The sequence below is a fragment of the Brevibacillus sp. B_LB10_24 genome, from assembly GCF_046036945.1.
Lineage (GTDB): Bacteria > Bacillota > Bacilli > Brevibacillales > Brevibacillaceae > Brevibacillus_C.
The window spans coordinates 268118-280985 of record NZ_JBJQOQ010000002.1 but is presented as its reverse complement, the minus strand read 5'-3'; the positions used below and the strand labels follow the sequence as shown (position 1 = coordinate 280985).

15 protein-coding genes are annotated in these 12868 nt (G+C 46.3%); 1 reads left to right on the top strand and 14 read right to left on the bottom strand.

Going from position 1 to position 12868, the window contains the following annotated elements; all coding sequences use genetic code 11:
- Nucleotides 1-17: 17 nt before the first annotated feature.
- From ACI7RC_RS04130 to ACI7RC_RS04075, 12 genes are all read right to left on the bottom strand, one after another.
- Nucleotides 18-1886, bottom strand: coding sequence for a motility associated factor glycosyltransferase family protein (locus tag ACI7RC_RS04130; protein ID WP_408106960.1), 1869 nt, complete (start codon nt 1884-1886; stop codon nt 18-20).
- Nucleotides 1873-2469: a DUF8042 domain-containing protein gene (locus tag ACI7RC_RS04125; protein ID WP_408106959.1), complete on the bottom strand. Its 597-nt coding sequence runs from the start codon at nt 2467-2469 to the stop codon at nt 1873-1875. The genes ACI7RC_RS04130 and ACI7RC_RS04125 overlap by 14 nt, the downstream gene beginning before the upstream one ends.
- Before the next feature lie 186 nt (nt 2470-2655).
- Nucleotides 2656-3693: a flagellin N-terminal helical domain-containing protein gene (locus ACI7RC_RS04120; protein WP_408106958.1), complete on the bottom strand. Its 1038-nt coding sequence runs from the start codon at nt 3691-3693 to the stop codon at nt 2656-2658.
- A gap of 172 nt (nt 3694-3865) precedes the next feature.
- Nucleotides 3866-4108, bottom strand: a complete 243-nt coding sequence (gene csrA, locus ACI7RC_RS04115) for a carbon storage regulator CsrA (protein ID WP_408106957.1) — start codon at nt 4106-4108, stop codon at nt 3866-3868.
- A gap of 8 nt (nt 4109-4116) precedes the next feature.
- On the bottom strand, nt 4117-4536 hold the full coding sequence (gene fliW, locus ACI7RC_RS04110) for a flagellar assembly protein FliW (protein ID WP_408106956.1): 420 nt from the start codon (nt 4534-4536) through the stop codon (nt 4117-4119).
- Nucleotides 4537-4564: 28 nt separating this feature from the next.
- Nucleotides 4565-5116, bottom strand: a complete 552-nt coding sequence (locus ACI7RC_RS04105; RefSeq protein ID WP_408107044.1) for a DUF6470 family protein — start codon at nt 5114-5116, stop codon at nt 4565-4567.
- A 41-nt stretch (nt 5117-5157) separates the two neighbouring features.
- Complete coding sequence (gene flgL / locus ACI7RC_RS04100; RefSeq protein ID WP_408106955.1) at nt 5158-6048, bottom strand: flagellar hook-associated protein FlgL; 891 nt, start codon at nt 6046-6048, stop codon at nt 5158-5160.
- A 24-nt stretch (nt 6049-6072) separates the two neighbouring features.
- Nucleotides 6073-7608, bottom strand: coding sequence for a flagellar hook-associated protein FlgK (gene flgK / locus ACI7RC_RS04095; protein ID WP_408106954.1), 1536 nt, complete (start codon nt 7606-7608; stop codon nt 6073-6075).
- A gap of 15 nt (nt 7609-7623) precedes the next feature.
- On the bottom strand, nt 7624-8124 hold the full coding sequence (locus ACI7RC_RS04090) for a flagellar protein FlgN (RefSeq protein ID WP_408106953.1): 501 nt from the start codon (nt 8122-8124) through the stop codon (nt 7624-7626).
- A complete protein-coding gene (gene flgM / locus ACI7RC_RS04085) occupies nt 8124-8414 on the bottom strand; it encodes a flagellar biosynthesis anti-sigma factor FlgM (protein WP_408106952.1) in 291 nt (96 codons plus the stop codon). The genes ACI7RC_RS04090 and flgM overlap by 1 nt, the downstream gene beginning before the upstream one ends.
- An 81-nt stretch (nt 8415-8495) precedes the next feature.
- Entirely contained in the window at nt 8496-8921 is a 426-nt protein-coding gene (locus tag ACI7RC_RS04080; RefSeq protein WP_408106951.1) for a TIGR03826 family flagellar region protein, read from the bottom strand.
- A gap of 88 nt (nt 8922-9009) precedes the next feature.
- The gene (locus tag ACI7RC_RS04075; protein WP_408106950.1) at nt 9010-9681 is read right to left on the bottom strand and encodes a L,D-transpeptidase family protein; all 672 of its coding nucleotides are present in this window, start codon (nt 9679-9681) and stop codon (nt 9010-9012) included.
- A gap of 159 nt (nt 9682-9840) precedes the next feature.
- Between ACI7RC_RS04075 and ACI7RC_RS04070 the strand changes: the two genes are divergently transcribed.
- Entirely contained in the window at nt 9841-10923 is a 1083-nt protein-coding gene (locus ACI7RC_RS04070; RefSeq protein ID WP_408106949.1) for a hypothetical protein, read from the top strand.
- 24 nt (nt 10924-10947) lie between these two features.
- Here ACI7RC_RS04070 and ACI7RC_RS04065 read toward each other — a convergent pair whose 3' ends face one another.
- Together ACI7RC_RS04065 and ACI7RC_RS04060 are read right to left on the bottom strand one after the other, a co-directional pair.
- Complete coding sequence (locus ACI7RC_RS04065) at nt 10948-12153, bottom strand: coiled-coil domain-containing protein (protein ID WP_408106948.1); 1206 nt, start codon at nt 12151-12153, stop codon at nt 10948-10950.
- A gap of 86 nt (nt 12154-12239) precedes the next feature.
- Complete coding sequence (locus ACI7RC_RS04060) at nt 12240-12833, bottom strand: ComF family protein (protein WP_408106947.1); 594 nt, start codon at nt 12831-12833, stop codon at nt 12240-12242.
- Nucleotides 12834-12868: the final 35 nt, after the last annotated feature.

Genomic DNA, 12868 nt, shown 5'->3' with positions numbered 1-12868 from the left:
TCTCTCCGTTAGAAATTTTATGTTGTTGCTTCAACTTCCTGAAGAATCTTTTGATGTACTTCTTGAAGCAATGGTGCGGCTAACTGCATGTTAACTATACAATTATCAACATAGGCTCCAAACTCACTGGCAATCCGTTTTCCCTTATGAAGAGTATCTCGTTCAAAACGTAGCTCTTCAATTTCCTTCGCAACCAACTCAAATTGGACTCGGTTCATTTGCCTAATCACACATTGATAGAATTGGTTATTCTGCATTTTTTTAAATACCCTGTCAAACTTGGTAAAAGAGTTTTCCAGTTGTTTGATATTATAGGTTTTAATCGATTGGTTTATTTCATTAATAATTTTCCGGAATTCGTCAAGTACCTTTGGAAATTCCTCAAGGTAAGTCATCATTTTAGCCGACTGCTGTCTTGTATAGGTAACACTGTAACTTTGAGTAGTTTCCTTACACCAGTCTGATGTATTGAATGACGAAGTTAGTTTCTCCTTTATGATTTGATCAAGAGGGATAAAAGAAGTACCGTTGATTTTGGCCCCGCCCCGTGTCGTATTAATAATCTCTTTGTCCTGATATTGGGCAATCAACGCTTCCATTTGTTTTCTCATACGATTAAATCCTTCGTTTGTGTAAACAACTTCACCGTCGACACTTTCCGTAGTTAACAGGTTCTTCTTTTCATGTTCCGTTAAAGTGGTTGGCCTATGTTCGTATTCAATTCCCTTTGAGTAAACTTGATTATTCTTAAAAGCCAAATTTTGTCCAACGAGAATGATAGGGTTACAGCCAAATTTATGTAACAGTTGCAGTGTGATAACCGCGATAGAAGGCGAATCATTTACGATTTCTATAGAATCTACATTATTGAAATAAACCGGAGAAATCGTATCTTGACTCGTAATCATGTGGAACATCTGTCCGGGATAACGCCGTACCGTCTCGAAACCGACACTTGTGCCGTATATCAAAGGAATTGTTTTTATTTCCTGCTCTACCACTTTCTCAAATACCATTTGATTTAGCACCGTTGGGTCATACGTACATGCTGCATCCGGCTCGATCCCATGGGATAGCAGTGCATTAATAGCTGATCCGACTGAGAAGATATAAGCGAGTCCGTTTTCCTTGATGTATCTCAGATTCTCCACTTCTTCTTCTAGAGAAGGACCTGCAGAGACAATGATTGCCGGCTTATCTTGAAAGTACTTCTTCTTTTCGCGAAGCACATTAGGGGTATTCAGGGTAGTTTCCAGGTTCATAATACTATTGATCGTCCACCGTTGTTCATACGCCACATTAACGTGCAAATGCGACCTTCTTTCGTGGATAGCTTCCCGAAAGCTTGTTAGAAACTCTTTATAATTTTGTTTAAACAACCTCTCGTAAGAAGGTAAGACGATAAATAAGACTTCTTCTCTCACTGAACTGACAAACTTGTTAATCAGTTGTTTCGATTGCAGCGAATTTTGTTCTACGAAAATATTTTTTAACATAGAGATCGAAAATATATCTAATGACCGTTTAGAGAGAAACGTATGTAATATTTCTAAACTTGGCTCATAGATGGAAAATGGGATGTCAGGATATTTTTGTGCAAAGGCTTCAATATGATAGCCTAAACCTATTCCGTAAAAAAAGACGTGTTTACTCGATTCTATTGATGCATACTGGGAAAGCAATCGCTCCGCTTCAAGATAAGGGTCGTATTTACTGTGTATATATATAGGTACATTATGATCCTGAAGCAGTAGCGTTGGTACCCCTTTTTTCGTATCCATGACTTCTACGCTTTTGTGATACGACTGCTCCTCATACTCCTTTAGTGCCGTCCAGACATCCGGATAGTGCTTTTTTAACAGATTAATGTTATCAATTGAGATCATGGCTGATTACCCCATTATGAATCTCTTGCTCTAGCTCTTTTTTCAGCATTTCCAGTCGAGTTAAAACCTCGTAACGCAGAATATCTCCGATTAAAACCATATCTTGTTGTTTTACTGCCTGCTCCAGATCAGCCAATTCCGTCGACCATCTGAAAGTTTCCTGCCATTGTTTACATGATGGCTTATTGTGGCTTACATATTGAATCGTCTGTTCCACCCATTGCAAGCCTTCTATAAGCTGTTCAAATTGTTCCCATGTTTCCTGTTTGGGGCCTTGATAAAATTCATCAGATAATAACGAAATAAGGGGGATAGACCGCTCAAGATATTCATTTGCGGTCATTAGCACCTCGTTTGTAAACACCTCTACAGACTGAGAAATTACCTCAATTTTTTTGATCTCCTCGATGCGATCAGATATATATTCGAAGAAATCGTCAAAAACGATCTGACCGTCAATATCCATTTGAACAATCACCGAATTTGATTCATGCATAAACTGGTTAACATCGTCCATGAGTTGCTCAAGTACTGATTCATTATTTTCATAAACGTAGATACGATCCAATATTTTTAGTTCCAAGACTGTTCCCCCATCCCGCATAACATAGTACCGAAAAAACAACGTACTTACCTTAGTGGTTAAAGTTTGGTTATTATTTGTATCGGCTTTTTCATAAATGCTTTTTACGGAAATGACTGGAATCCGGATTATAAATACGAAAGAGGAACCTTAGAAAAACTAAGGTTCCCCACTTGTTTATTTCAATTAACGGAGCAACTGCAGAACACCTTGCGGCAGTTGGTTCGCTTGAGCTAACATTGCTTGAGAAGCCTGAACGAGGATGTTGTTCTTGGTGAACTCCATTTGTTCCTTCGCCATATCTACATCACGGATACGGGACTCAGCGGCAGACAGGTTTTCGGAAGTGATGTTCAGGTTGTTGATGGTGTTTTCCAGACGATTTTGGTTAGCACCGAGGTAAGAACGGGCGGCACTCACTTGGTTGATAACACTTTCGATATCTTCCAAAACCTTGGTGGCCCCTGATTGAGTAGAGATATTCCAACCGCTTACGGACTGAGCTACAGACCCCAATCGAATCTTATTAAGGTCCAAAGTTAATTTTTGGTTTGCTTCTTGACCAATTTGAAGATCAACATCACTACCTTTTAAGGTGATAGTTTTTGTGTCACCACTTGTCCCAGCTGAACCGGATGCAAGTGTGATACCACTAATGGTTGCGCCATTCGCTGCTGTCAAACCATTAGTACCGGAACCAACATACCATGAAGTACCACTAAATTTAAGGGTAAGGGTTTTATCAACTGTACCGGTATAAGATCCGCTAAGAGAAACGCCTGTCCCAGCTACATTACCCTTGTATTCATTGCCTAAAAGTTTAATACCGTTAAATTTAGTGTTGTCTTTAATGTTGTTAATTTCTTTTGACAACTCAGTTACTTCTTCCTGCAGACGTTGACGGTCAGCATCACTGTCATAAGTACCGTTCGCAGACTGAGTTGCCAATTCCTTAATCCGAACCAGCATATCGTTCACCGTTTGTAACGCACCCTCAGCCGTTTGAATCATAGAGATACCATCTTGAGAGTTACGAGTTGCTTGGTTCATACCGCGGATTTGTGATCTCATACGCTCGGAGATGGAGAGGCCGGCAGCGTCGTCAGCAGCGCGGTTGATACGGTAGCCGGAAGAGAGTTTCTCTACATTTTTGCTCAGGTTTCCGGAGTTTACACCCATTTGACGGTGCGTGTTCATCGCGGAAATATTGTGGTTGATAATCATGATTTTTCCTCCTTGATTGTGACAGTCACGTCCCTGTGACTGTTTTGAATTTTGGGACTCACAATCCAATCGCGCGCTTGGATTTACGAATCCTTACATTCTATTTATCGGAGAGGCCATCTAAATCTTTTAGGACTATTTACACATTTGCCGATAAAAAAATCTGATGAAATTATTCTTCATCAGACGGTTTCATACCGATCCACTGCTTTAACGTCGACCAGTCTGCTTTTGTTTGCGAAGCGAGCAAGTTTTCCTCCTGAATCGACAAATAGATTTCTTTTCGATACACCTCTACTTCACGGGGCGCTTCAATGCCGATCCGCACTAAATCGCCTTCAATTCCAATCACTTTAATCTCGATATTGTCTCCGACCATGATCGACTCATTCTTTTTACGGGAAAGTACCAGCATCCACTCACCTACTTACTTGCGGCCTGCCGCACGGGAAGGAGCGGTTGGCGTACATCATATTTTTCCTCGTGAAGGATCACTTGCTTGGCCATCCGATTATTCTGGTTTACGATGATCGGCGCTTTGAGATTTACTGTTATTTGCTGATTGGGGCGCGGTGTCACGATATTTAACACGACAACAGGGGTCTCCTGTGAAATATGTAGCGATGCCTTGGCTTGCTCTTGAAGTTCAAATTCGTAATCAGCAAAAAAAGCGAACGGATCAACCACCCAAAAACCTACTTGCGGATCCTCAACTGATTCAAGAGCATAAAAAGGGCTGCCTTTTTCTTCTTGCAGCAGCCGAAAAAATTGCAAATGGGAAAAGCCGGGCAGGCCCTCCTCGAAAAACAGCTTGCCTACCTCTACGTACTGGGGATTCGCCACCTGCGACAACTCCTTTTTAAACCACAATTTATAAGGTTCGATTCACATGAAGCCCTACCACTTCAATATTCACCTTATTCCATTGGCGCACATAGCCTTCTACTTTACCAGGGGTATATTGTAAAATGGGCGGGCGAAGAACCGGATCCATCCTCATACCTCGCCGCTCGATATTAATCTCCACTTTTCCCGGTTGGTAGCTGATATCGACTCCCTCGTCGCTGCCGGAAACAGGGGTATCCGGAGGATTGGACTCCAATCCACGCTCGAATGCAATATCCGCGATTGCGTTACCCCCCTGTTCAATCGCAGCCAGGCGGTCGCCTTCAGAACTGGATTGAGAAATAGCCTCTAACCAGGATTGTACACCACGCTGGGCATTAGCGTCACTAAATTCCATTGACGTACGCAGCCCAATATTATAACGAGCGCGGCTCGAATCGATAGACAGAGTTCCTGGTGGCTGACGAATTTCCAAAACAGTCGGTTCCTGGCGCAAATTCAGCTCCGCTTTCGGCTGTTCCATTTCCTGAACAGGTTTTTGGATGTTCAACCCGATCAGCATGGGAGTCTGTTGAATCTGAATTCTTGGCAGCTGCATTGCACTTCCCCCTTTGCCTATTAACGGAGGAAATCAAGCAGCGTTGGCTGAATAATGCGGGCACCTGATCCCAAAGCAGCTCTGTGGATATTTTCCTGCGTCTTTAAATTCGTGATGACTGCAGCCATATCCGCATCTTCGTTGTCCGACATCGCCTTTGTTATGCTTAATCCAGAGCTTTCCAAACGGTCTGTGACCAGCTCCATACGGTTTACTCTGGCTCCGAGAGTAGCTCTTTGCCTTAACACATTATCCATCTGCTGCGACACTTCTTCGAGGTGTCCGTCTGTCGGTTTACCATTGTGCAGATCATCGATAATATTATCCATTAACTTGAAGATATTGTTCCCGTTTATCGATTTGTTAAAGATTTCTTGACCATTTACATTGATCGGGATATAGATGCCTTGCCCTACCTCGACAGTGAACTCTGAGAAATTGGTGCTTGTATAGTCGCCGGCGTTTTTGTCATACGGGGCTTTTGTAGTATCTGTTCCGGCAAAGATATATCTTCCGTTGACCGTTTGGTTAGCAATCTCCCCCAGCTGATTTTTCAGCTCGATTACTTCGCTTTCCATCGACTGACGATCTGCCGGCGACATCGTATCAGTAGCAGATTGGAGAAGCAGCTCATTGAGCCGATGGAGTACGTTGCCGACCTCGTTCATTGCCGTATCTGCTGTGTCAAGCCACGTTTGAGCTTGACTCGCATTGCGAAGATACTGCTCGTTTTTATTCAACTGAGTCCGGTAAGACATCCCCATGACCGCTACTACGGGGTCTTGGGAGGGAAGCGAAATTTTTTTCCCTGAAGACAACTGTTCATTATACCGGTCCAACTGCCCCATCGAATTATAGTAATTTCGCATCATCGTACTATTCATCATGTTTTGCGTTACGCGGATTGCCACGGTTTATCCCTCCTCCAACTGCGTTTAGAGTCCTACACGACCCATTCCATTAATCACTTTATCCAGTACCTCATCCATCGAGGTCATCACGCGAGCGGAAGCGCTGTATGCATGCTGATATTTGATTAACTCAGACATCTCTTCATCAATGGAAACACCCGAGACTGACTGGCGTTGATTGTCCACCATCGACACGATATCCTCGGAGTTTTTATATTTGCGCAGCCCTTCCTGCCGGTCAATTCCGAGCTGCCCTACCATGTAACGGTAAAAATCATCCAATGTCGAGGTTTCCTTAAAATCGTTTGCTCCCGTACCAGGGGTGATCAACTTCTGTTTGATGGCCGCCAAATCCAATGCGTTCTTGTTATTTCCCTCTACTACCTGGCCGTTTGCCTCCGGCTTCGCAGCCGCTATCGCATCCAAACTGGCCATAATCGCCGGATTAATCGTCAGACGTTTGGCACCTTTCGGATACTCTTTCGTATTCGGATTAGCAGTAAGCTCGTCCTTATCAACGAAAAATGGCAGATCGGAGGATTGTGTAGAGCCATTCTTAATGTCAGTGATGTTAATCCCCTGACGGTGTACCTCATTAATCTCTTTCGCTAAATTAATCGCCAATGTATCCAGTTTTCCCATCAGGTCCGGAATTGCCCCACCTAGGCTCACCGTGCCGTCCGGATTGGTTACCGCCCGCCCGCGCATGTCGATAATGGCAGCCAATCGTCCATTCGCCGGATCAAACGGAGCCCCGCCTAACGTTATATCCAAAAATCCCGTTTGTGGATTTCTTGAGGTAGCTAATTGAGCCGCATTTCGGCCGTTTACAAGCTCTTGCCCTTCCATCAAAACATTTACCATGCCGTTTTCGCCCTGGGTTACGCGGACATCAGTTAATTTCGACAACTTATCGATTAACAAGTCGCGCTGGTCATACAAGTCGTTCGGCTGATAACCATGCGGCACCACATCAGCTATCTGCTTGTTTAACGTCGCGATTTGAGAAGCGAGAGAATTGATGTTATTGACCGTGACGTTCACTTCATTGTCCAAATCGGTCTGCATGGTTTCCAGTTGCGAATAAACGGAGGCAAACGTATCGGCCACAGCGATGGCCCGCTCCCTTAAAACCGCACGAGCCGACGAACTCGTCGGGTCGTCAGCCAAGTCCTGGAACGCCTTCCACATCTCGTCCATGACGCTTTGGAGACCTCTATTAGACGGTTCCTTGAAAACCTCTTCGATCTTCCCTAGCACATCGCTTTGCTTTTCCCAATATCCGTAAAATTTGTTCTGATTGCGAAACTGGATGTCCAAAAAGTCCTCTCGCAATCGCTGCAAATCCGAAATCTGCACCCCCGTCCCAAGCAGTCCCGGAGCCCGATCAGCGTTCATTCCCGGCGCGGGAATTCCCTTGGTCGCCTCCATGTTGGGGCGCTGGCGGGTGTAGCCTTCCGTATTGGCGTTGGAGATGTTGTGCCCCGTGATATTCAATCCGTACTGTTGGGCGAAAATCCCGCGTTTGCTTACTTCTATTCCGTGAAAGGTTGAAGGCATGTTTGATGCACCTCTTTACGCTTTTGTATTGAGAAAAGAACGGCCGGCATACGGATGGTGAGTGTTAGCTGAGGGTTTCCTGTAGACGAAATCCTCTTCCGGAGAATCCGTCAGCAGCTCGAGATTGGCATTGACAAACGAGAGGGATTGCCCCAGCAACTGCTGATTTAGTTCATTTGCCTCCCGCAGTTCGGATACAATCCCAAGTAATTGCTCGCGAATGTTTTTAAGCCGTTTCTTTTCTTCTGCACTGGTAAGTGTCTTCAACAATCCAGCTATGGTACCCTCGGTACCAGGCAGCCCTTTTGCCTTCAAGAGTTCCTGGACAATCTCGATGCGGTTTTGTTCGGCCAGCGTTACCGCCTTGATCAGCTTTTGTTCCTGATGCGTAATCTCGACCAATGCATCGATCTCGCCTGCAAGCAGTACCCGCTTTTTATCGGCGGCCAGGGCAAGGAGAGATCTGTGAAGATTCAGCAGATTCTCCAACACTTCATTCAGCGCGTCCATCCTCATCAGTCAGGCCTCCCGCTTTTCTTCCAAAAGGCCAAAAACTTCTCGGCGATCTTATCGCTGGGCACACGGTATGTCCCTTGTTGCACCTGCTGCTTTAGTTCATCTATTTTTGCCTCGCGAACCGGGTCGGTCTCCTGCTCTTCGCCGTACTTAAGCAGTTCGATAGCCTCGTCGGATATCTTTACTTCATCTCTTCCCATAGGCTTTCTCGACATTTTTTCCGCCTGGCCGGGATTGGTTTTGTTGTAGGCTTGAATCATCCCTGCCGGATTTGTCTTGTCAATGCGCATACATACACCCTCTTTATCAAACACCGATGAATACTCTTATAGTAGTATCATCGGCAATTTCATAGGTTGGCATTAGCATTTTCATTCCCGTTTCCCCTGGGCTCTTCTCCAATAACTAATTGTTTTATCCTGTTTATGCTCTTCCAGACGCTTGTCCAATTCCAGCTGCTGCTCGAACTCCCTTTTCATGCTCTTCGCACACGTTTCACACAGATTTCCGATTTGGATCATCCCGCCGCAGCTTTCACACGGATAGCCCATATTTGGGTTATTCCTGACCGATATACGCCCTTCCTTGATGAACCGGGTGATCTGTTTGACACTGACACCCGTGGCCTCACTTAGCTGATAAATATCTACACCCCGGTTCTCCTTTTTCCGCAGGAATGTTGCACATGTTTCGTATTCTTTTTCAATTTCCTGATAGCATTTCTGGCAGACATCCCGAACTGTTTTGACAAACAACGCCCCGCAGCGTGGACAATTATCCAGATTCCCGATCGACACGTAAATCCCCTCCATTACGTGAAACAATGCATCTTTCTACCTATATTATCGGATGAAAAAAAGAAAAAACACACTAAAAATTAGTGTGTCACTCAATAATTCCCAGATATTGCAGTTCATCAAAATCAACATGCCCAGTTACTTTCAAACCAGCTTCTTTTTGTAATTTTTTAACTGCTACTTCTGTCCAATAATTGTATCTTCCGTTTACTTTCCCGGTATACAAGCCGGCAGCTTTCAGCCTATTCTGCACCATCTTTACCAAAGAACCGGTACTACCCGGTACAAGTATCCTGTATGTGATGCTTTCATGCCCCATAATGGGCCCATCGATTACGACCGTTGCACCTAAAGGCACTCGCTCGAACAGCTTCTCGACATCCCGGTTGCGCATGCGAATGCACCCGCCGCTGACATAGCCCCCGATGTATTCCGGCCTGTTGGTACCGTGGATACCGTAGATCCCCCAAGATACATTCAGCCCCAGCCAGCGCGTACCAAAACCGTCGCCCCAATCCTTTGACTTCTGTATCACACGGAAGGTTCCGATCGGGGTGGGGGTATCAATTTTCCCCGGGCCGATCCGGTATGTAGCAAGGACTCGATCCTGCTGATCCTTGAGGTACAGCTTTCGTTGCCAGAGATTGATGTGTATGTAGACCTTGTCCGCTTCTTTCTCCTTGGCAGAGGCGCAGTACCCTGTATCGCAAAAAAGCAGGCCGCAGATGAGCACAAGCATGATAAAGTGTATTATTCTCATACGGATGCCTCACGATGTTGTTATTTACAACCGTTAGTTTACATATCTTCCCCCTTATTCATGCGAAACAGTCATTTTTTTAAAATGGGTATGCTGTGTTTGAATCGGATCTTTGGAGCATACTACTGAAGTGCTCAGTGCCGAAAAGGGGTAAGTACCTTGAAAAAAACTGTCTTGTTATTCCTTCTCTTCCTGCTGCTTTGTTCTCCGGTACATGCGGCCATGGACGTACAGATTATTGTCACGACGTCTCCCGAATCGCCTTTCTACTCGCATCTGTCTATCCAAGACAAGTACGGGTTGGCCGCATCCATCACACAAAGCCCAGCCATTCCAACTAAACAACTGCCGGAGCTTCCTCGAGCCACCGTCCGGATCGGCGAAAAAACGTATGTGTATGATTCATTTTCACGTATGTACGATACCGGGCAGAATAAACAGGTTCTGTTGCCTGTCAAGGTGCAAACCGAGCTGGAAAAGCGGATATCTCAAGTGGAAAAGGCTCACTTTGGCGAGCCGCTCGATTGGGAAAGCGTCCGAAAGACTTTCAGACGAATGGGTTACGCGGATGTGATAGACATGGAAACAGGGGCGACTTTCCGGGTACAGCGTAGGGCAGGCAGCCGCCATGCAGATGTACAGCCGTTAACAAAACAGGATACTAAAATTATGAAGCAAGTCTATCAGGGAAACTGGAGCTGGAAACGTCGAGCCGTTCTGGTAGCCGTCGACGGAAAGAAATACGCGGCCTCCATGAACGGGATGCCGCACGGGGCTGGGGCCATTGCCGGGAACAACTTTCGGGGGCATTTTTGCATTCATTTCAAGGGCAGCACCCTGCACCGGCGCCGTTCGAACACTCCCGATCCGGGACACAGTCTGATGGTGCTAAAAGCTTCAGGGGCTTTGCGGCAGACGGTTATCCAGGCCGATCCCCAGCAGCTTGTTGACATCTTCTTAACATCACTTCAAGAACAAGACAAGTCTACACTGGACATGACAACGAATGGTTTTCCCCTGCCGTTTTCTGTTAAGGAAATTCATTCGGTAAAAAAGAACAGCCTTGCGAATCAGACAGCCGGCCTGTTTACGGCAGTTGTTCCGGTCAACATCTCCTATCAATCAGGAAAAGAGAAGAAAAACGGTGTTTGGGTGTTTTTTCTCAATCGGGCAACACCTTTTGACCGGTGGAAAATAACGAGCTTGAAGATTGACAGCCCTTCTCGCCCCTCTCGTCGGTGAGTTGGGCTTCTTCCTTTATGCTTCTTATTGCCTTTCTAACTTTTCTACCTTGCTTTCTACGTCCAACAGCCTTTTATTTATAAGTTCAATTTTGGTCTCGTGTGAGTCCGTTTTTTCTTTTACGTGGCGCAGCATACCCATAACGTCTTCTGTTTGCGCTTTTTCAATCCGCTGCAATGTCTTCTGCATATCGCCAAGACAGAGGTTTATGTTGTAAATGTTAAACTCCACTTTGTCGATTCGATCATGAACCTCAGAAAATCCCTCGCTCATCCGGTTTTCGAGATGATCGATCCGCACTTCCATACCAACGATCCGGCTATTCACGGCTTCAAAACCCGCTTCCATCCGAACTTCTATTCCGTCGATTCGGCGATGAACGGCTTCTATCTGAGTCTCTACTCCGTCAATGCGGTGGTTTACGGCTTCGAAACCCGCTTCCATCCGAGCCTCTACCCCGTCGATCCGGCGGTTTACCGCTTCTATTTGAGATTCTACCCCGTCGATCCGCAGGTTTACCGCTTCTCTTTGAGATTCGACCCCGTCGATCCGCAGGTTTACCGCTTCGATTTGAGAGTCTACCCTGTCGATCCGGCGGTTTACCGCTTCTATTTTAGATTCTACCCCCTCGATCCGCAGGTTTACCGCTTCGATTTGAGAGTCTACCCTGTCGATCCGGCGGTTTACCGCTTCTATTTTAGATTCTACCCCCTCGATCCGCAGGTTTACCGCTTCGATTTGAGAGTCTACCCTGTCGATCCGGCGGTTTACCGCTTCTATTTGAGATTCTACCCTGTCGATCCGGCGGTTTACCGCTTCGATCTGAGTCTCTACCCCGTCGATCCGCAGGTTTACCGCTTCTATTTGAGATTCTACCCTGTCGATCCGGCGGTTTACCGCTTCGATCTGAGTCTCTACCCCGTCGATCCGCAGGTTTACCGCTTCTATTTGAGATTCTACCCTGTCGATCCGGTGGTTTACGGCTTCGATCTGAGTCTCTACCCCGTCGATCCGCAGGTTTACGGTTTCGAAACCCGCTTCCATTCGAGTCTCTACTCCGTCAATCCGCAGGTTTACGGATTCAAAACCCGCTTCCATTCGAGTCTCCACTCCGTCGATCCGCAGGTTTACGGCTTCGAAACCTGCCTCCATCCGAGTCTCCATTGCGTCGAACCGATGATTTACGGTTTCGAAACCTTCACGGATTACTTCTAACAGGTTGTTGCTCATACGCCCCCTCCTTTGTCCACCTCACTGATAAGATTGTATCATGGCTGGAGAACCTTTTGCCTTGTAAAAACAGCAGGATACCCTCTTCACCGGCACAGCGTCAAACTGTAGACCTCCGCATCAGCGAAGCCCGGGATTGCCTTGATAGCTGTCGCACACGAACGGACGGTTGCCCCCGTCGTAAATATGTCATCCAAAAGCAGGATCTTCGCGCAGTCCGCTTTCCTGCCCCGCCAGCCAGATCTGCGCTGATGAAACAGTGAACTTACATCCTCCAGCGGGGCGAAGGCTTCCTGCATGCTGGCAAAGCGGGTATCTCGGCCCGATTGAATACTCAATTTTTCTGTGTACTTAATCCGGCGCAAAAGAGGCAAAACAGGCAGTCCAACCATTCGTCCCAGATCTTTTGCGATTAACTCCACCTGATTGAATCCCCGCTCGGCAAGCCGCTTATCATGCAGCGGAACGTACGTCATCAGCCGAAACGGGATACTGCTGTAGTACCGGTAATAGCAGCTTCCGGCAAGGACGGCGAACAGCTCTGCAAGCCGTTCATCGCCGCGGTACTTATAGGTTGCGACCACCGCTTTTACCTGTTCGTCATAGCGGAGTACACTGCGATTCGCTGTCAGAGGATCCACATCGGTCAGGGATGCTCGGCAGTCCGTACAAAAAATCACAGAATTATCTGATGAAGCCGCTGACATATCCCGTC